This window comes from Oleidesulfovibrio vietnamensis, assembly GCF_055388115.1.
Genome location: NZ_AP042419.1, coordinates 1,229,481 through 1,248,144 on the forward strand (window position 1 = coordinate 1,229,481; position 18,664 = coordinate 1,248,144).

Consider the following 18,664-nt stretch of genomic DNA (forward strand, 5'->3'; position numbering starts at 1 on the left):
ACCGCAATTTTGCGTCATAGTCAACGCGTTTTTGCGTTAAAGTTTGCTTTTTGCGATTCCGCAAAAAAATGTAATTACTGCAGTAAGATGAGATGTGGTGGGCGTGTTAAAGTAACCGTTAAACTTTGATTTTGGAACTTTAACACCATGAGCGTTGGTAATAGAATAAAGCAGATACGAGGTAGGATGCCTCAAAAAGAGTTCGCTGCCACCCTCGGTATCGCCCAGAACACCCTTGGCGGTTACGAGAGGGATGAGCGTACCCCTAACGCGGAAGTGATAGTCTCTATCGCAAAAGTCTTTAACATCTCATTTGACTGGCTATTGACTGGTGAGGGCTGCAAATACAGAGAACAAAACGCAAAGCTGGTTCAACAGCCTTCACCCGACACAGGAGCCGGACCATGTCAGCGTTGTGCAAAACTGGAAAAGGAGCTTGATGACTTGCGCCAAGACCAGCGCAAGGAAAGGGAGAAAAATGATGCGCTGGTTCAAGCGCTGCTGAAAGAAAGGGATAGGCTTGAAGAGGCAAGTGCTACTGTACTGCGACTGACTCAGGATAACGCTGAGTTGCGCCTTCAGTTGGCTCGGGCCGCGCCGGAACCCGCTGAAGCCAACCGCAGAAGCGCTTAAATGGAAAAGGCGGGGGGAAAATCCTATTTCTGTTCAAGTGAAATAGGGACGCAGGTTTTTGTAAATATTATACTGGCCTGTAACGATTGTAGCAACCTTTTGATAGTTGAGAACATTTCACGACGGGAGGGGCAATGGTTACACTGCTTTCAATAGTTGGGCATATCGCATTTTTTGCCTTTCTAATCGGCATGATACGTCCTCAACTCGTTATTTGGTGGGGGCGCCGCAGTCGTAGGGACGTTTTAGTTCTTTACCTGTCACTCTTTATTGCGTCAGCTGCCGGGGCGAAACTGTTTGCTGATAGCAGCCATGATGAGGGACAGGAGTATCTCGCCCAATTGCAAAAAGAAGCCGCAGAAGCAAGAAAAGAACGTGGTGAAGCGGTAGCGCCGCCTGCAAGTGTAGTTTCTGCAGAGGCGACACCTAGTGCGGCCTCTGAAAAAACGTTTGCTCCCGGTAATGCAAAGCAGCAATGGGGAATGATGAATATAACCGCGGGCTCACAAATGGGGCTCGACACATTGTCGCAAGAATTAGGGAGCTTTGAGGAAGTGAAGGTGACAAGGTATAATCCAGCAATCATCAAAGCCTATTACTTCCGTGAGGCTGATATAACGGTGTATCTCAATGTTGGACAGCATGTGATTTCGCACTGGCGGTTAGGCCGAGCCAGCGAATAGATTTTTCTCATTTCGAAAGTACAAAAAGGGTGCAATCCAGAGATTTTTCTCATTTTGGATTTCACCCTTTGTTTTGCCCAGGCGGCCACGCTCCGTCTAAGCGTAACCCCGCACCAGTCCTAGTCTTGGCCTATGTTGGTCCTATGATCGTCCTGCCAAATTTAGGTTTAACGCCGTTTCTCATTCCGGATGTCCCCCTATAAATGGTTTTCCGCGCTGCTCTGCAAAAATAAAAAACAGTCTGTTTTCTGCTATTTCAATTGGTTACCCTGCATCTGATTTTGCTACCCTGTGCTGGTGATTGGCAAAATCTTGCAAAAACTTGCACAGAGTGCAAAACGTCATCCCCCGCGCAAAGGCTTGGTGGGCGCTGTTTTGCGGGCGTTTGCAAAGCCATTTTGATTGCACAAAAGCGATAGAAAAAGCGCGAAGGTTTGGTGCGGAGGAGTGATTTTTTTTGAGGGGGAGCGTGTTTTTTTGCGGACGGCGGCGGGTATGGTGTGCGTGGTGATGAATCGGGGGGGTGCTGCTTGGAAAGGTTGCAGCAGCAGGGACTTTACGCAAAATGCGGAAAGGGCCGGAGTGTTCTCCGGCCCTTTTTTTGTGCGGTGGTACCCATTGCAAGTTTTTGCAATGCAAATTTGCAGGAATCGGCTGCGGGTTACTGCGATGATTCTTCTGGCATTGCCAGTGGCTCGTTACTTTGGTTTTTCAGCGGCAGGCCATAGGTTAGCCTGAGAGAATCCAGAAGGCGATTGCGGTCAAACGGCAGCCCCAGTAACTCGTCTCTTATGAGTTCGAGTAGTAACTTTTCGTTTTCCGTCATACCCGTTGTTTCCGGACCAGTCAGAAGTTTGATCCTTGCTGCGTGTGCTGTGGGGGCACCTATGTAAAAAAGGGCCGTTACAAAGTTAACGTCCAGCATATCTTTATATTCCAGTCTGGTAATGCCGATTTTCCCTTTTTGCGCTCTTAGCCTGCTCATCGCTTTTACGCTTTGTACATAGCAGTTTTTTACTTCGTTTGCAGGATAGCTTACTACCTCCATGATCATGCACTGGAGGAGATGCCTACCGCCTTCCGGATCTGCTTTGTCGCCCAGGGTAACAATGGTCTGCAGGTCGTGTATCGAACTGTCAAAGTCTTTTATCTCGAAGTAATAATAACTACGAGCCACTAACAGGTCTACGTCATCAGGTGCGACAGCAAGTCCTTCATCTATCAGCGCTTTGTATTCAGGCGTGTGGACTGTTTGCCTAGTTCGGATGGCCTGCTTCATGTGCAATTGAATTTTATCTTTTACTTGATGCAGCACGTAGGTTTTATACGCGAAGTTATGCGCGTAGATTGCAACGGCGATGTGAGATATTGCTAGGAGTAGAAAAACAGCTTTTTTTTTCATGTGATCCTCATCAGCCTGGAACAACAGGAACGTGGCATGTCAGGTTGAAGCTGTTGGAAGGAGATGCCTCATTGCCGAATAATGATACGCTGCCAGCTATTTGACAGGTGCGCATGAAAAACGCCGGAGTAATATCATCCAGCGTTAGCGTTTTTGGCAGCACCTGATTGCCGTCTCTTGATTTTTGATGCAGGCCGTTTCTGCTTCAGGGGATCTGTCTTAAGGTTTTAAGGGAAGACCGTAGTTTTCTCTCAGCGGATTCAGATATTTTTCGCGGTCAAAGGGCATGGTCGGGAAGTTTTTCTTAGTTGCTTCAACGTAGCGCTTATCAAATTCAGTTTTGGCTGTTGCTTCAGCATCAGCAAAAAAACTGGCGCGCGCTTTGTTGGCATCGGGTGACCCAGTAAGAAGCAATGCGTTGATAAACCACTCGTCAAGGCTGTCGGAGAACTTCATGTCTGTTATACTTACCCTGCCTTTTTGTTTTCTCAGGCGGCTAATTGTTTTCAAGCTTTCTTCGTAGCAGCGTTTCACTTCTTCTATGGGGTACTCTGCCACTTCCATGTGCATGCACAGACTTATTCGTGCTGCTCCGTCTGGGTCGCCTTTATCGCCAAGGGTTGCAATTTTCTGCAAGTCTTCAAGAGAGCTGTCCAAGTCCCGCATTGCAGTGTGGTACATTACTCGTTCTGTCAGTAGGCTGCTGTTGTCGGGGTCTGCGTCGATTTTTTTGTCCAGTTGTTCTTTGTAGCCAGCCGGAAATGCTTGCTGCGGTGCTTTGAGGGCCTCGGTGTTTTCGTCACTACTAAAGGCAATTATGCCGACGATGAAAGCAGAACATACTGCAAGTAGGAGAAGTAAGCGTGTCTTGGAAGTCATTCCAGCCTCATTAATGTGGGATGAGTGGTGCACTTATGATCGAGACATTATGGCATCACAATGAAACCCACATTATGATAATGGATTTCGTTATTGTGTACAGATGTTTTTTCGGGGTGTCTATCTCTTTGTGCTTCTGGCTGGAAAGGCTGAGAGAAGGTTTTTTACAGAAGCCCGCTGAACAAGGCGGAACGAAACGAAAAAGCCGGAGGTTGTGTAAACCTCCCTAAGTCAGTGTCTGCAAAATAGTACAGTATATGATTTGATATGATGCGATGGCGGTTGCTGCTTGTTGTTTGGTGAGGCATCATCTTCCTGCCAGTCGCAGAAAATCATTTTCAAGAAATGGCGATAAGCTTTCTGCATACTCAACTGTCAAATGATGCGTGTCTCTGAATATCAGGATATTTCCCAAAACTGGTTGGCAATCGTCCGATGGGCAAATCTGGTCTCTGAAATCTACATAACTGATGTTGTCATCAGCGTTTGATGCAGAATATAAAAAGTCATATTCGCTGTGATAGTTGTAATACTTTGGAAATGAACACTGCGCAGGGTCGTTCGTTCTGGCCAGACAGTCGATGCTGTTGACCTTTGTGCGCGGGGTGTCCGCAATGATCAGTGTCTGAATCCCTGCCCTTTCAATAGTCTGGAATGTGCTGCGGATTGATGCCGAAAAAAGCTTTGCTGACTGGTTCCGCCATTCTGTATCCGAGCCGGCGAAGTCGTCTTTCAGTGTATCGGCATAGTAGAAAAGTGAAGAAGAGAAGATGACTCCTTTGGGCCTGGTTGATATTATCATGTCGTATACTTTTTTAGACCATTCAAAACATTCTGTGTATTCCCTTCCCTGATGCGTTACGGGGTTATTGGTGTCGAAGAGGCAGGCGCTCTTTGTTGTAACAAGTATTTTGACATGATGTTTTTTTCCCAGAAAATCCAATGCAGGCAGCCATTGGGCAGCATGCGAATCACCTATCAGAAATACTGTGTCGTTAGATTTGGTATCGCCGTAGCTGCCGACATGAGGGGCAATGTCTGAGAATCCCAGATGGACATTGTCAGAGTATACTTTGGGTCTTGTTTTTTTGGCAGTTGAAAGGGGCGGAATAAAATTGTCGTGAGGTTTGTATCCTGCAAAGTTAACTGATTCTAAAGCCCCTGTTGCAGATATCTGGCTGGTTTCAGTTGTTGTATTGCGGTGGCTTTTTGCTGTGTACGCAGAAACTGTAAAAATAATGAGCAGAACAGCAAAAGACCGGGCAAACCTTGTTGAATGCCGAGCGAAAGACAACCTGCGGAACGGGTCTTCGATTAAGACTTTTGTAGCGTAGGATAAGGCAAATACAACAGAGCAGAACAGAAGCCCGTGAATCACAGAAAAAGATTCTGATATGTGTTGGCGGTAGAAAATGATCAGTGGCCAGTGCCAGAGGTAGATGGCATAGGACAGGTCTCCTACTGCTAAAGCGGGTCTGTTGGAAAGCAGTGCGTGTAAAAAACCGGCGCAGTTTGCACCGCCCAGCAGGATTAATACGGATGAAACTGTTGGAATAAGCGCAAGCCATCCCGGAAAAACGGTTTTTGCGGAAAATAAAAAAATCGAAGACGCTACGCCCAGTCCTCCCAGTATGACCATCAGTCGGGCGGTTGTTCTCGCAAAGAAAAATCTTCGGCTGATAAAAAAAGCAAGCCCACCGAGGAGTAACTCCCAGATGCGTGTAAAAGTGTTGAAATACGCTGCTACAGGAGATGTATAAGAATAATATATAGAGTAGAGGAATGAGCCGAAGCACATAATGGAAAGAGCCAACGTAATTTCTTTGGCTTGAATTTTGTGACGGTATGATCTTACCAATATCCAGAAGAACAGCGGGTAGATAATATAAAACTGCTCTTCTACGGAAAGGGACCAGTAGTGCATCACTGGTGAATGTGCTTCTTCGCTTGCCAGATAGTCCAGTGACTTCGCAATAAGTTCCCAGTTCTGGAACCATAGAGCGCTGGAGACAAGCTCGCCACGTACCGCATCCCACAGAGTAAACGGGAGCAGGTAATATGACGCAACGCCTGTTGCTGCAAGAACTGATAAGGCTGCTGGCAGGATGCGCTTTGCACGCTTGAAGTAAAATCTGCCGACGTTAACAGTTCCTCCCGTCTCAATGTCGGAATATAATGTCCGTGTCATTAAAAATCCCGACAGGATAAAGAAAACATCGACCCCTACATATCCCCCTTTCACAATACCCGGGAACATGTGGAACAACAGCACTGCAAGCACTGCTATTGCCCGTAAAAACTGAATCTCGGGAATAATCCGTTTGCCATTATGCAACGACGTGTCTCGCTTGCTGAGGGTGTTTATTTTCAGCTTGCTTCTTTTTATCCGTGTGCCGCGTCATTTCGCAATGTTTTTTCTTTGGCACAGGCGGTCTGCCGCAAACTTGTCTGCCGGTCAGGTGCTGTGTGGCGGCGGGAGGACAAGAGAACGTCTTTGGCGTAGCCGTTAGGCCGCATCAGTTTTTATGAACCGGGTGCCTGCTGCTTGCAGCAACGGGCAATACGCGGATCGGGTACCAACCGGAAAAACAGCCTGTTTGCAGGTATCCGGAGGGCAGGGCATATTTTTCCGGCACCTCTGATGGCCACCTTTTCCGGGCATGTCTGCAGCACGGTCCGCAGCTGCCTTTTCTTCTCTTGAGCCATTTCGCATGTCGTACCTTATTTGCATTGAAGGCGCTGTATTTCTTTTTCTAATTGCAAGAACCGGCCGGTGGCACCGCCTTGGGCTAGGTCTTGCGGCTTCTTCTTTCCCTCCGCTTTTGTGGCTTCGTTTGTCTGGGCAGCAATCTCTTTTTTGTCTTTCTGCAGCTTTCAATGCCGCCTCCTGAATTGACAGCTTAGATGCATCGGTGTATTTATAAAGTGGTCAGACCAATTTGGAGGTGTATCAGATGGTGGCTGAAAGTGCGCCGCGCACATCTGTTGCCGCGGAAGTGGCAGAAAAGATACGGCGGATGATTGATGATGGGCAGATGCTGCCGGGAGAAAGACTGCCTGCGGAAAGGAAGCTGGCAGGGCTGTTCAATGTCTCGCGTGCGTCGGTACGCGAGGGGATCAAGCTGCTTGCAGAATCCGGAAGGCTGCTGAGCAGGCAGGGGTCGGGCACATATGTGCGTGAACGTTGTGCAGAAAACAGTGGCAGGACTCTGGTGCAGACGGTGTTGAACGGCGGGTATTCCCTGCAGGATGTCATTGCCGTGCGTCTGTTGCTGGAACCGGAGATAGCAGCTCTGGCAGCCCGTAATGGCGGTGCCGCTGTAGCAGCCCGGCTGGAGGCTGTTCTTGCCGAACAGGAGATTGCAATCGGCAGCAAGGACTACAGTGGATCCGCTGACGTCCTGTTTCACCAGATTCTGGCGGAAGCTGCCGCTAACCCGGTGCTTCTTGAGATGGCAGCGGCTTTGTACGAAGGGTTTGCCAAGAGTCGTGAAGACGGTGTGCAGTCTTTTGAGCGCCAGCAGGCATCGCTGAAGGCTCATAGAGAAATTGTGGCTGCAGTCAGGGCGGGGGATTCACGGAAAGCTGAAAGAGCCATGCACAACCACCTGACAGATGTAGCCCGGCGGATATGTTCTGCATGCCGCTAGTTTGTTGCAGGTTGGCGGGACAGATTGCAGAAATTTTATGAATGTGGTGTCAGCATGTTGTGTGCATATCTGTGTGCAGAGCATGCGTGCAGGTATAAGGCAGCCAGCGGCGCTTTGTCTCCTGCTGCTTTCTGATAACAGAACACGGAACATTGCAGTGACAGCAAAGTAGGTGAAGAAATGATAACAACGTATCTGATTTATATAACGCTGGGTGCCGTTGCCGGTATTCTTGCAGGGCTGCTTGGCATCGGCGGCGGACTTGTTATAGTTCCCATGCTTAATATCGCTTTCGAGCTACAGAACTTTCCGGAACAGCATCTGCAGCATATAGCATTGGGCACGTCCATGGCGACGATGATTTTTACGTCTCTTTCCAGCATGCGCGCTCACCACAAAAGAGGCACCATAAATTACAATGCATTCTGGCGTCTTGCTCCGGGCATTGTGTGCGGCACCTACCTCGGGGCCTGGGTGGCATCCCTGTTATCTACGGTTTTTCTCAAGGCGTTTTTCGGGTTTTTCCTTTATTATGTGGCCGCGCAGATGCTTCTTAACCTCAAGCCTGCCAGTTCCCGCGAACTGCCCGGCGCTGCGGGCGTTTTTGCAGCGGGCGGGGGCATTGGTGTTTTTTCAGCTCTTGCCGGTATCGGCGGGGGCACGCTGACCGTGCCTTTTCTGTCATGGTGCAACCAGACCATGCATACTGCCATTGCCACGGCTGCGGCCATAGGCATGCCCATAGCTCTTACAGGTACTGCGGGGTATGTTTTTACGGGCTGGAATGTAGCCGGCATTCCCGGTCCTCATCTCGGGTATGTTTATCTTCCTGCTTTTCTTGGTATTATCTGCATGAGTGTGCTGACAGCCCCTTTGGGGGCAAAGCTGGCGCACTCATTGCCTGTGGACAAGCTCAGAAGGATATTTGCCGGACTTCTTTTTATTGTAGGTTCGCGCATGTTGTGGAGTGCTTTTTTTTAGGCCGTCTGGTGATGGGCTGAAACTCTCCGCTCACTCCGGCAGGTCAGTGCCTCCTGCGGTCTTTCCGGCGGAACGGGGAAATCTGATCATCAAATCGTATAGTTGTAAGAAGAGCTTCTGGCGGGCAAGTGCCGGACATTGTCTGCCTGAACAGCAGGAGTATTGTTGTGCAGAATAAATACGGCGCACTGGCCGCCATGGTGTATCACGCAGACAAGCCCGTGGGCCGCTCGTTCGGCGATGTCGAGTTTTACCTTGAGCGTCTTGAAGGTGTTTGCGGGCCTGTCCTTGAGCCTGCTGTCGGTAATGGACGGTTTCTGATTCCGTTGCTTGAAGCCGGCCACACAGTCTACGGGTTCGATGCCTCTTCTCATATGCTGGATATTTGCAAGCAGGAGATTTCAATCAGAAATCTGGCTGATAATGTCAGCATGCAACGCTTTGATGATTTTTGCTATAGTGAGAAGTTTTCTGCCGCCGTGATACCCGCGGGGTCCATTCAGTTAATTACCTCGCCGGATGAATGCCTGATGTTCCTCAAGCGTCTGAAGGGGTGCCTGTCATCGTCCGGCAAAGTGATCATTGATACGGATTCACTGGCCTGCATGGTAGACCCGGGGCCTGAAACGCGGATGTGGAATCTCGGTGATGAGATACTGACTTTGACAGAGTCGAGAGTGCGGACAAGCTACCTGCATCAGACCACGGTTTCTCTGTTGAAATATGAGCACTGGAGATCAGGGCAGCTGGTATCTTCCGAGATGGACGTTTTCATGCTCCGCTTCTGGGGTGTTTTCGAGTTTCAAAGTTTGTTGATTCAGGCGGGGTTCAAGAATATATCCGTCACGCTTGACTACGGAACCCCTTTTCTGCGGGAGTCCGGCGACGCTGCTTCAGGAAACGTGATTACTTTTGAGGCTTTGGTATAGAAGCTGAATGAGCCCCGATGGTTTTTTTAAAAACTATTGAATACAGCGGCGGCAGACACTGTTGTGCATGCAGCCTGCCGCGGTGGCCGGGTTGTACCGGCAGTTTTCCGATTATATAAAAGCCGCACCTGACCGTCAGGTGCGGCTTTGTCGTGCGGGCACAGGGGATTGCCGGGGCATGTCCGCGCGCAGACCCGCCGTATGTCCGCTCCTGTGTCTGATCAGTGCTCTCTGTACAGGCTTTCCGCGTTGCATATGTTGCGGTAGGCGTTTTCATTGACAGGGTAGTCCCATGTACCGCTGCGCAGTTCAATGGTGCCGCCGAATCCGGTCTTGAACCTGTAAAGGCCATGAAAAGGGTGCGCCGGATCGTGGCCGGGTGGTACCGCGCCCATTTCGTAAGTAGCGCAGCCAAGGCCTCGTGAACGGCGTATGCCTTCCCAGTGCATCAGGCTTGAGGCCATCAGATTGCGTTTGATGTTGGCCGACGCACCGTACAGAAAGTTGGCGGCGGTGCCGGAAATACCGATAATGGCGCCCGCAAGGATGTCCGCTCCGTGCCGGGCGATGAGGAACAGCAGCTCGGAATGGCCGGGGGCGGACAGGCGGCACCGGAACATGGCTGAAAAGTGTTCAAGATCGCAACTGCTGAATCCGTTACGCTGTGCTGTCTGGCAATAAAGGTTGTGAAAATCGCGCAGGTTTTCCAGTGACCCCTGCTGCACGGTAACCCCTTTGCGCTGTGCCAGCCGGATATTGTAGCGTGTTTTGGGCTTCATGCCTGCCATAATGGCATCCTCGCTGCGGTTTATATCCACCACAAGCGAGCTGGCAACTGTCATATCCTCAAATGATTTACGGAAATTCCAGTGCTGTGTGCCTATGTTCATGCGCATTTCCCGCAACCGCGGCTCCGGAAAGGCGTTCCAGCCCTGTTCCTGCATTTCGTCGGCATACAGCGACTTCCATGGCAGGTCATAGCGTATGAAAGCCAGATCGGGGGGCAGGCATTCAGAAAGCGAAAGGGAGAGGTTTTCCAGAAAGGTGCCGTAGTCATCAGCCTGCGGAGCAACTTCCGGCCCCTGAGGCACCAGCGCGACCTTGTGGTCTCCCACTGTTTTCAGCAAAACCAGCACGTCGCCCCACGGGCCGGATGAAAAAACGTCATATGCTTGTGGAGTAAGTCCGAGAGAAGATTTGACCTGCGCCCAGTACGGGGTCTGGAACAGGATGTCTGTCGGTTGCAGTTCTTCGGTTTCTTTAGGCAGAAGTTGTACCATTACGGGTCCTTTTATGATGCGCCGCCGTAAACGGCCGCCCGTCCGGTTATACGGAGGGCGGCCTGACGTGCCGGTTATAATTCAAAATTTCCTGATCGTTCGGGCTGGTATTCAATATGGTCGACCACCAGTTGCAGTGTGCCGCCGCTGGCGTTGGGCCACGTGATCTCGTCGCCTTCGGCCAATCCCAGCAGCGCGCTGCCCACGGGGGCAAGGATGGATACCGTTTCTCCTTCGGCGGCGGAGTGCCGCGGGTACACCAGTTTAAGACGATGCACCGCCCCCGAAGGGCGCAATTTGAATCTGACCACAGAGTTCATGGTTACCACAGTAGGCGGAATTTTTTCCGGCTCGACGATGATTGCCCGTTCCAGTTCTCTTTCCAGCACTTCAAGCTGGGGAAAGGCATCAGGGGAAAGGCTGTCCAGCAGCGATTCCAGACGTTCTGCATCCTGCGCGGTAATTGTGATGGCGGGGGCATTGTTCATGTGTGACTCCGGTGTTTGAATATATGATTTTGCACTGCCTGCACCCTGACGGGCAGACAATAAAAAAGGGGGCGTACGAAACGCCCCCTTTCGGATGTACGATAAGAAGGACGTGTGTAATCAGGTACCCGTGCGGCGGAAGAGCCGCGGTACAGCAATGGTGGGAGAAATATGCATGGTGGTGTGCGTCATGTTGCCGGTCATGGGTGATTACACGGTCTGTTTATTGAAAAAAGGGCCACGCACACAGGCGTGGCCGGATAAATTGCTTTTATACTAACCGTAAAAGGGCAAGGTGGCAAGCCTGTACGTGACAGAAGCTGCAAGAAAGACCCGCCACCGCTCAGAATGCAGAGTACATCTGCCGGTGCCAGAGGGAGCCGCCGGTGCTGCCGTCTGCCCCGCACCGGACCCGCTGCCGCCGGGCTGGACGTGGCGGCAGCGGGCAGGGGCGTGAGGGCTAGTCGTCGGGCTGACAACCGAGCCTGCGGGCAATTTCCTTGGCGGCTGTGCGTCCTGCGCCCATGGCCAGTATCACGGTGGCTGCGCCGGTGACTATGTCGCCGCCGGCAAACACGTCGGGTATGCTGGTTTCGCCTGTGTCGCTGTTTATGCTGATGTAGCCCCATCTGTTCAGGTCAAGCTCCGGTTCGGCCTCCAGCAGTACCGGATTGGAGCGGGTTCCCACCGCAATGACGGCCAGATCCGTGGGCAGAAGCAGTTCGCTTCCCTCCACCGGCACCGGACGCCGCCTGCCGGACTGATCAGGCTCTCCCAGCTGCATCTGCTGCAGGCGTACACCACTCAGGCAGCCCTCCGCATCGGGCACAAACGCAATGGGAGCGCACAGCTCCTGCATTTTCACGCCTTCTTCCATGGCGTGTTCCACTTCTTCATGGCGGGCGGGCATTTCGGCCACGGTGCGCCTGTAGACGATGTGCACAGAATCCGCACCCAGCCGCAGAGCTGTACGGGCCGCGTCCATGGCTACGTTGCCGCCCCCGAAAACGGTAACACGGCGTCCGCGGATGATGGGTGTGTCATAGTCGGGAAAGCTGTATGCCCGTCCCAGATTGACCCGTGTGAGGTATTCATTGGCGGAAAAAACCCCGTTGAGATTTTCACCGGGAATACCCAGAAATCTGGGAAGACCGGCTCCTACGCCGATGAAGACCGCCCTGTACCCCTGTGCGAACAGTTCGCCTATGGAGAATGTCTTGCCACCCACACGGTTACGGACAAAGTCCACTTCCAGTTCGCGCAGGGCATTCACTTCTTTGGCTACTATTTTTTCTTTGGGCAGTCGGAATTCCGGAATACCGTAGACCAGCACCCCGCCCAGTTCGTGCAGAGCCTCAAACACGGTCACCTTGCAGCCTCTGGCCGCCAGATATCCGGCAGCTGTCAGGCTGGCCGGTCCGCTGCCGATGCAGGCAACCTTTTTGTGCGGATCAATCAGCGGGCATTCCGGCTTGCCGGAAATAAGCCCGCAGGCATCGCGGTGCATGTATTCGTCTGCCACAAACCGTTCCAGACGGCCTATGGCCACCGGCTGCCCTTTGGCTGCCAGGATGCATTCGCCTTCGCATTGCACCTCCTGCGGGCACACCCGTCCGCAGACTGCCGGCAGACTGTTGGTGCTTTTCAGGGTGCGGTAGGCCGCGTCTATGTCGCCCGCCGCCAGATGCGCGATAAATTGCGGAATGGGCACTTCCACAGGACAGCCTTTGACACATTTTGGTTTTTTGCACTGCAGACAGCGCGCGGCTTCTTCTGCGGCCATTTCCAGCGTGTAACCCGTTGCTACTTCGTCAAAATTGCGTATCCGCTCTTCGGGCGGCTGCACGGGCATGGGTACTCTGGGTCTGACGGGCTTTTTACTTGCTTTCATGGCATTTGCACCTGCAGTGATGGTCATAGGATTCGCGCTCAAGCGGACGGAAAGCGTTCAGGCGTTGCCGCAGTTCGGCAAAGTCCACCTGATGGCCGTCAAATTCCGGCCCGTCCACGCAGGCAAAGCGGGTTTCGTTGCCGACGGTCACCCTGCACGCGCCGCACATGCCTATGCCGTCCACCATTATGGAGTTCAGGCTGACGGTAGTCTTTACGCCGAAGGGTCTGGTGGTTGCCGCCACGGCTTCCATCATGGGAACGGGGCCCACGGCCACCACCTCTATCACGTTATTGTCCTGCTCTAACCGGCGGCGCAGCAGGTCGGTGACCAGCCCTTTGTGCCCGTAGCTGCCGTCATCCGTCGAGACGAGCACCTCCGGCGCAAAGGCTTTGAGTTCGTTTTCAAACAGCAGCAGTTCCTTGTTGCGCGCCCCGATGATGGCCACCACATGGTTGCCCGCGTTGTGATGGCCTTTTGCTATGTGATGCATGGCGGCAATACCGGTGCCGCCGCCCACGCAGATCACGGTGCCTCCGGAAGAGATGTGTGTGGGCCGCCCCAGCGGCCCGCACAGGTCAAGAATGCTGTCGCCTTCATTCAGTTCTTCCAGCAGGGCAGTGCTTTTGCCCAGCACCAGATACACGATGGTGATGGTGCCTTTTTCGCGGTCGGTGTCTGCTATGGTCAGGGGTATGCGCTCTCCGTGTTTACAGACGCGCAGTATGATAAAGCTGCCCGGTTCCGCTTTGGCGGCAATATGCGGCGCGTCTATGACCAGTTTGCTGGTCTGGCCGGGAATGAGCTGCTCTTTTTTCAGTATCATGTTGCTCATGGCTTTTTCCGCCCTGTCTTCAGTCTGTTAGAAAGGCCAGATAAGAGGGATGATGGCCACGCTGAGAAGCAGGCTGATAATCTGCAGCGGCCATCCTGCCTTTACATAGTCGAGAAACGAATATTTGCCCGGCCCCAGTACGATGGTGTTGGGCGGTGTTGCCACGGGGGTGAGAAAGCATGCCGAAGCCGACATGGCTATGCCCATGGCCAGCGGCAGGGGGCTGATGCCGCTCTGCATGGCTATGGGAATGGCCAGCGGAGCCATGAGGGCTGCAGTAGCGGTGTTGGACATGAAGTTTGTTATGCAGACGGTAAGCAGACACGTGACGAACATGATGCCGTAAGGGTTGCTCACATGCTGCACAACGCTTTCGGCTATAAGTGCCGCAGCGCCTGATTTGTCCATGGCGGTACTCATGGAAAGCATGCCCGCGAAAAGGAATATGGTCACCCAGTCCACACTGCGGAAGGCTTCGCGCATGGTCATGCAGCCGGTTATGACCACCAGACAGGCACCCAGCACGGCTGCAGTGACCAGCGGCAGAAACTTGGTGGCCATGGCCACCACCACAAAGGCAAAGATAAGCAGCGACCAGATCATTTTTTCGGGCCGTTTGGGGCGCTCTATCTCTTCATCGTCCATGTGGCAGCTGGCGTCGGAATCGGGCAGCAGTTTGTGTCCGATAAGCGCATAGTAGGCAATGCCGGCGATGAACAGGATGATGCCGAACTTGGCGAATTCGAAAAAGCCGAAGGGGTGGATGCCGGCGGGGCCCATTTTTTCCAGTACGGAGTTAATGAGTCCGTTGGGCGGTGTGCCCACCAGCGTCATGGTGCCGCCCAGACTGGCGGCAAAGGCCACAGGCATAAGTATTTTGCCGGGGCGTATACCCGCGCTTGCGCACATGCCCATGATCATGGGTATGGCCACGACGGTGGTTCCCGTGTTGCTGAGAAAGGCGGAAAGCACTCCCACGGAAACCATGGAGAAAATGAGCAGGCGCACTTCGCTGCCTTTGGAAAGCCGTACGGTCATTTTGCCGACCTTATCGGCAAATCCGGTTATGAACGTGGATTCACCAACAATGAACATGGCCATGAATATGACGACCCAGCTGTTCCCGAAGTTGGCAAAGGCCGCTTTGGCCGGAACAATGTCAAAAATGGACAGGCTGACCGGAACCAGCATGGCCGTTATGGGCAGCGGAATTACCTCGGTAAAGAAAAGTACTGCGGCAACCCCCAGAATTGCCAGAGTGAGATATGCCTTGGTCAGGTCGTGGCCGCCGGCCGTGGCCGCGAAGGCGGCACCGGCGGTGACAGCCAGAATAAGAGCCGTAAGGCCGAGTACGGGCAGCACGCGTTTGATCATTGTGTCCTCCTGCAGATCCGGCGTACGCCGGGGTTTAAAGCGCGCAAGGGGAGAGGGCCATCCCGCGGCAGGCGCGGGATGGCCGTTTAAGTGTCCGCAATGTCGGCAGATATGGCGGACAGCCTAAACCGGGAGCTTAAAGACCGTAGCTGTCGACAACACGCGCAATACGCTTGCGCGACTCATCGAAGCGGGTGGTGAGCTGCTTTTTGTAGGCTTCCATGTCGGCGATGGGCTTTCTGGCCACGCCGGAGTCCATGGCTGCCTTGGCAACAGCGGGGGTTTCCCAGACAAGAACTCTGGGATCGAGAGGCTTGGGGATGACATAGTCGACGCCGAAGGTCAGTTCCTTCACGCCGTACATGTCGCATATCTCCGAAGGTACGGGTTCTTTGGCCAGCGCTGCCAGCGAACGGGCTGCCGCCACTTTCATTTCTTCGTTGATTTCGGTGGCACCCACATCCAGCGCCCCGCGGAAGATGTAGGGGAACCCGGATACGTTGTTGACCTGATTGGGGAAGTCGGAGCGCCCTGTACCCATGATGCAGTTGGGGCTTGCCTGCTTGGCATCGGGATAGGTGATTTCGGGGTCGGGGTTGGCCATGGCAAACAGAACGGGGTCTTTGGCCATGGAGCGCACCATGTCCTGCGAGACAAGGTTTTTGGTGGAAAGCCCCAGGAACATGTCTGCGCCCTTCATCACCTCTGCCAGAGTGCCCGCATCGGACGGCTGGGCGAAAAGAGCTTTGTATTCGTTCAGATCGTTACGGCCCTTGTGGATAAGTCCGCGTGAGTCGAACATGTATATGTTGGCGGGATCCACGCCCAGCGAAACGTAGAACTTGGCGCATGCGATGCCTGCAGCCCCGGCTCCCACCACGACGACCTTCATGTTTTCGGCTTTGCGGTTGGTTATTTCCAGCGCGTTGAGCAGGCCGGCGCCGGAAATGACAGCCGTGCCGTGCTGGTCGTCGTGAAACACCGGTATGTTCATTTCTTTTTTCAGCGTATCTTCAATGTAGAAGCATTCCGGTGCCTTGATATCTTCAAGGTTGATACCGCCGAAGGTGGGTTCCAGCGCCTTGACCACGCCGATGAGCTGGTCGGCACTGGAAACGTCGAGGTTGATGTCAAAAACATCAATGTCTGCAAATGTTTTGAAAAGAACGCCTTTGCCTTCCATGACCGGTTTTCCGGCCAGCGGGCCGATATTGCCCAGCCCGAGCACTGCGGTGCCGTCGGATACCACAGCCACCAGATTGCTTCTGCCGGTGTATATCTCGGCCTTGGAAGGGTCTTCCTTGATGGCTTTGCATGCTTCGGCAACGCCGGGCGAATACGCCATGGAAAGGTCTTTCTGGTTGCGGCACGGTTTTACGGGAATGACCTCCACCTTACCGTGGCGGGGGGCTTCGTGATAGTGCAGCGCTTCTTCCTTGGTGAACAGAGCCATGAGAGAACTCCTCCTGCTTGCTAGCGGTCCAGAGCGGGTTTTACATACAGTTCGCCGCCGTGACAGTCGTTGATGACCAGCAGCGGAAACTCTTTGACGGTCAGCCGGCGTATGGCTTCAGGCCCCAGTTCTTCGTATGCGACCACTTCTGCGGCGGTGATGCATTGCGAAAGCAGGGCTCCGGCACCGCCGGTGGCGCCGAAGTAAACAGCCTTGTGCCGTTTAAGCGCATCGATTACGTCCTGACTGCGCTTGCCCTTGCCTATGCTTGCCTTTACGCCCAGGCTGTGCATGCGGGGGGTGTATGTGTCCATGCGGCCGCTGGTGGTGGGACCGGCCGAACCGATGGGACGGCCGGGGGGGCAGGTGTGGGCCCCACATAGTAGATGACGGCCCCCTGAGCTTCAAAAGGCAGCGCCTCGCCCTTTTCCAGCGTTTCCATCATGCGCTTGTGTGCGGCATCGCGGGCGGTGAATATTTCGCCGTTCAGAAAAACGACATCGCCCGCTTTAAGCTGTTCGGTATCCTGGTCGCGCAGGGGGGTCTGCAGATAATAGGTGGCCATTAGAATACAACCTCCTTGTGCCGCGAAGAATGGCACTGCACGTTGACGGCCAGCGGCAGGCTGGCGATGTGGCAGGGATGCATGGCTATTTTAACGGCAAGGCATGTGGTTTTGCCGCCCAGTCCCATGGGGCCGATGCCCAGCGCATTGATTTCGTCCAGCAGTTCTTTTTCCATGGCAGCTATTTCCGGGTCGGGATGCACATCGTCCACGCGGCGGAACAGCGCGCCTTTGGCAAGCGAAGGCGCCAGATCGAACGTGCCGCCTATGCCCACACCCACGATGGTGGGGGGGCAGGGGTTGGGACCGGCTTCGGCCATACGCCGGACAACAAAGTCCTTGATGCCCTGCCAGCCCTGTGCGGGGGTAAGCATGGTACAGCGCGACATGTTTTCACTGCCGCCGCCTTTGGCCATGTACCGCACTTTCAGCGTATCCCCGGGCACCAGTTCCACGTGGATGACTGCGGGAGTGTTGTCACCGGTGTTTTTGCGGGTCAGCGGGTGGCACATGGATTTGCGCAGAAAGGCCTTGTCATAGGCTTCCACCATGGCGGCGTTGAGGGTTTCTTTCAGTCCGCCGCCTTCCATGCGCACTTCTTCTCCCATTTCGACAAAGAAAACAGCTACTCCTGTGTCCTGACACAGGGCCAGTCCGCTTTGCGCGGCCAGATCGGCGTTTTCCAGCAGCTGACGCAGTACCTCCTTGCCGGAGTCGGTAGTCTCTTGCTGCATGCAGGTCTGAAAGGCGTTGTACACGTCTTTTCCCAGCACACGGTTGGCGTCCATAATCATGTCACGCACGGCGGCGTGCAGATCGGCGGCCTTAATGCTTTTCATGGCAGCACCCCTTGTGGTTTTGCAGTTTTTTCACCACGGAAGCGGGCAGAATGCCCTTTACGGAGTTCAGCGCCAGCATGCGGCGCATGATTCCCAGCTGATCCTGCAGCGGGATTTTTTTCGGGCAGACATCTTCGCAGGCCAGCAGTCCCATGCAGCCGAACACACCGGCATCATTGCCGATAAGGTCGTAGTAGTCGTCTTCGGACCGTTCGTCGCGCGGGTCCATGTAAAAGCGGGCGATGCGGTTGATGGAAGTGGCCCCTATGAAGTCCTCGCGCATTCTGGCAGTACCGCAGGCAGCCACGCAGCAGCCGCATTCAATGCAGCGGTCCAGCTCGAATATCTGGTTGGCCAGCTCATTTTCCATGCGGGTTTCTTCTGCGGAGGGGTCAAACTCTTTGCGGGTGTGAATCCATGATTCGATGCGGGTGCCCACATCGCGGAACCATACGCCGGTATCAACTGACAGGTCGCCCACCAGTTTGAATACCGGCAGAGGATGCAGCACGATATGATCGGGCAGGTCGCGGGTCTGCGTATGGCAGGCCAGCGCGGGACGTCCGTTGATGACCATGCCGCACGAGCCGCAGATACCGGCGCGGCAGCAGAAATCAAACTGCAGGGAAGGATCGTGCTGGTCGCGGATGATGTTCAGCGCGATGAACAGGGTCATGGAGTCGAATTCGTCGATGAAGAACGACTGCATGTAAGGTTTGGTATCGGGGGTGGCGGGATTGTACCGGAACACCTCTATATGAAGTTTGCGACTCATGAACTCT

At 53.7% G+C, this 18,664-nt stretch carries 16 protein-coding genes and 1 pseudogene; 5 read left to right on the forward strand and 12 right to left on the reverse strand.

Annotated elements, in window-relative coordinates; genetic code table 11:
* The first annotated feature begins 147 nt into the window (after positions 1-147).
* Positions 148-633, forward strand: coding sequence for a helix-turn-helix domain-containing protein (locus ACZ5D1_RS05355; protein WP_081701833.1), 486 nt, complete (start codon positions 148-150; stop codon positions 631-633).
* Positions 634-767: 134 nt separating this feature from the next.
* A complete protein-coding gene (locus ACZ5D1_RS05360) occupies positions 768-1,316 on the forward strand; it encodes a hypothetical protein (RefSeq protein WP_027182080.1) in 549 nt (182 codons plus the stop codon).
* 661 nt (positions 1,317-1,977) lie between these two features.
* Here the strand turns inward: ACZ5D1_RS05360 and ACZ5D1_RS05365 are convergent.
* From ACZ5D1_RS05365 to ACZ5D1_RS05375, 3 genes are all read right to left on the reverse strand, one after another.
* Positions 1,978-2,718: a hypothetical protein gene (locus tag ACZ5D1_RS05365; RefSeq protein ID WP_464556151.1), complete on the reverse strand. Its 741-nt coding sequence runs from the start codon at positions 2,716-2,718 to the stop codon at positions 1,978-1,980.
* 219 nt (positions 2,719-2,937) lie between these two features.
* Positions 2,938-3,597 (reverse strand): hypothetical protein, encoded by a 660-nt coding sequence (locus ACZ5D1_RS05370; protein ID WP_464556153.1) that lies wholly within the window; start codon positions 3,595-3,597, stop codon positions 2,938-2,940.
* Between the two features lie 307 nt (positions 3,598-3,904).
* Positions 3,905-5,932: an acyltransferase family protein gene (locus ACZ5D1_RS05375; protein WP_464556154.1), complete on the reverse strand. Its 2,028-nt coding sequence runs from the start codon at positions 5,930-5,932 to the stop codon at positions 3,905-3,907.
* Positions 5,933-6,551: 619 nt separating this feature from the next.
* Here ACZ5D1_RS05375 and ACZ5D1_RS05380 point away from each other — a divergent pair.
* The 3 genes from ACZ5D1_RS05380 (at position 6,552) to ACZ5D1_RS05390 (ending at position 9,157) form a co-directional block, all read left to right on the forward strand.
* Positions 6,552-7,247 carry a FadR/GntR family transcriptional regulator gene (locus ACZ5D1_RS05380; RefSeq protein ID WP_464556156.1) on the forward strand — a complete coding sequence of 232 codons (696 nt, stop codon included), beginning with the start codon at positions 6,552-6,554 and terminating at the stop codon, positions 7,245-7,247.
* 180 nt (positions 7,248-7,427) lie between these two features.
* Positions 7,428-8,228: a sulfite exporter TauE/SafE family protein gene (locus tag ACZ5D1_RS05385; protein WP_011367248.1), complete on the forward strand. Its 801-nt coding sequence runs from the start codon at positions 7,428-7,430 to the stop codon at positions 8,226-8,228.
* A gap of 167 nt (positions 8,229-8,395) precedes the next feature.
* Positions 8,396-9,157 carry a class I SAM-dependent methyltransferase gene (locus ACZ5D1_RS05390; RefSeq protein WP_464556158.1) on the forward strand — a complete coding sequence of 254 codons (762 nt, stop codon included), beginning with the start codon at positions 8,396-8,398 and terminating at the stop codon, positions 9,155-9,157.
* Positions 9,158-9,378: 221 nt separating this feature from the next.
* Here ACZ5D1_RS05390 and ACZ5D1_RS05395 read toward each other — a convergent pair whose 3' ends face one another.
* From ACZ5D1_RS05395 to ACZ5D1_RS05435, 9 genes and pseudogenes are all read right to left on the reverse strand, one after another.
* Positions 9,379-10,437 carry a lipid II:glycine glycyltransferase FemX gene (locus ACZ5D1_RS05395; protein WP_464556159.1) on the reverse strand — a complete coding sequence of 353 codons (1,059 nt, stop codon included), beginning with the start codon at positions 10,435-10,437 and terminating at the stop codon, positions 9,379-9,381.
* 74 nt (positions 10,438-10,511) lie between these two features.
* Positions 10,512-10,925 carry a nucleoside diphosphate kinase regulator gene (gene rnk, locus ACZ5D1_RS05400; protein WP_027182016.1) on the reverse strand — a complete coding sequence of 138 codons (414 nt, stop codon included), beginning with the start codon at positions 10,923-10,925 and terminating at the stop codon, positions 10,512-10,514.
* Positions 10,926-11,385: 460 nt separating this feature from the next.
* Entirely contained in the window at positions 11,386-12,816 is a 1,431-nt protein-coding gene (gene gltA / locus ACZ5D1_RS05405; RefSeq protein ID WP_464556161.1) for an NADPH-dependent glutamate synthase, read from the reverse strand.
* Positions 12,803-13,651 (reverse strand): sulfide/dihydroorotate dehydrogenase-like FAD/NAD-binding protein, encoded by an 849-nt coding sequence (locus tag ACZ5D1_RS05410; protein WP_464556162.1) that lies wholly within the window; start codon positions 13,649-13,651, stop codon positions 12,803-12,805. Before ACZ5D1_RS05410 ends, gltA begins: the two co-directional genes overlap by 14 nt.
* Before the next feature lie 27 nt (positions 13,652-13,678).
* Positions 13,679-15,025, reverse strand: a complete 1,347-nt coding sequence (locus ACZ5D1_RS05415) for an SLC13 family permease (RefSeq protein WP_011367254.1) — start codon at positions 15,023-15,025, stop codon at positions 13,679-13,681.
* Positions 15,026-15,161: 136 nt separating this feature from the next.
* Positions 15,162-16,478, reverse strand: a complete 1,317-nt coding sequence (locus ACZ5D1_RS05420; RefSeq protein WP_464556164.1) for a malic enzyme-like NAD(P)-binding protein — start codon at positions 16,476-16,478, stop codon at positions 15,162-15,164.
* 20 nt (positions 16,479-16,498) lie between these two features.
* Positions 16,499-17,043: pseudogene (locus ACZ5D1_RS05425) on the reverse strand (Fe-S-containing hydro-lyase).
* Complete coding sequence (locus ACZ5D1_RS05430) at positions 17,043-17,882, reverse strand: fumarate hydratase (protein ID WP_027182018.1); 840 nt, start codon at positions 17,880-17,882, stop codon at positions 17,043-17,045. Before ACZ5D1_RS05430 ends, ACZ5D1_RS05425 begins: the two are co-directional and overlap by 1 nt.
* Positions 17,869-18,657: a fumarate reductase iron-sulfur subunit gene (locus ACZ5D1_RS05435; RefSeq protein ID WP_011367258.1), complete on the reverse strand. Its 789-nt coding sequence runs from the start codon at positions 18,655-18,657 to the stop codon at positions 17,869-17,871. Before ACZ5D1_RS05435 ends, ACZ5D1_RS05430 begins: the two co-directional genes overlap by 14 nt.
* Positions 18,658-18,664 lie beyond the last annotated feature (7 nt).

Coding starts and splice junctions, on each gene's coding strand:
- rnk (WP_027182016.1), bottom strand. CDS start 10,925: ATGAACAATGCCCCCGCCATCACAATTACCGCGCAGGATGCAGAACGT.
- ACZ5D1_RS05415 (WP_011367254.1), bottom strand. CDS start 15,025: ATGATCAAACGCGTGCTGCCCGTACTCGGCCTTACGGCTCTTATTCTG.
- ACZ5D1_RS05360 (WP_027182080.1), top strand. CDS start 768: ATGGTTACACTGCTTTCAATAGTTGGGCATATCGCATTTTTTGCCTTT.
- ACZ5D1_RS05355 (WP_081701833.1), top strand. CDS start 148: ATGAGCGTTGGTAATAGAATAAAGCAGATACGAGGTAGGATGCCTCAA.
- ACZ5D1_RS05380 (WP_464556156.1), top strand. CDS start 6,552: ATGGTGGCTGAAAGTGCGCCGCGCACATCTGTTGCCGCGGAAGTGGCA.
- ACZ5D1_RS05370 (WP_464556153.1), bottom strand. CDS start 3,597: ATGACTTCCAAGACACGCTTACTTCTCCTACTTGCAGTATGTTCTGCT.
- ACZ5D1_RS05435 (WP_011367258.1), bottom strand. CDS start 18,657: ATGAGTCGCAAACTTCATATAGAGGTGTTCCGGTACAATCCCGCCACC.
- ACZ5D1_RS05395 (WP_464556159.1), bottom strand. CDS start 10,437: ATGGTACAACTTCTGCCTAAAGAAACCGAAGAACTGCAACCGACAGAC.
- ACZ5D1_RS05385 (WP_011367248.1), top strand. CDS start 7,428: ATGATAACAACGTATCTGATTTATATAACGCTGGGTGCCGTTGCCGGT.
- ACZ5D1_RS05420 (WP_464556164.1), bottom strand. CDS start 16,478: ATGGCTCTGTTCACCAAGGAAGAAGCGCTGCACTATCACGAAGCCCCC.
- ACZ5D1_RS05430 (WP_027182018.1), bottom strand. CDS start 17,882: ATGAAAAGCATTAAGGCCGCCGATCTGCACGCCGCCGTGCGTGACATG.
- gltA (WP_464556161.1), bottom strand. CDS start 12,816: ATGAAAGCAAGTAAAAAGCCCGTCAGACCCAGAGTACCCATGCCCGTG.
- ACZ5D1_RS05410 (WP_464556162.1), bottom strand. CDS start 13,651: ATGAGCAACATGATACTGAAAAAAGAGCAGCTCATTCCCGGCCAGACC.
- ACZ5D1_RS05365 (WP_464556151.1), bottom strand. CDS start 2,718: ATGAAAAAAAAAGCTGTTTTTCTACTCCTAGCAATATCTCACATCGCC.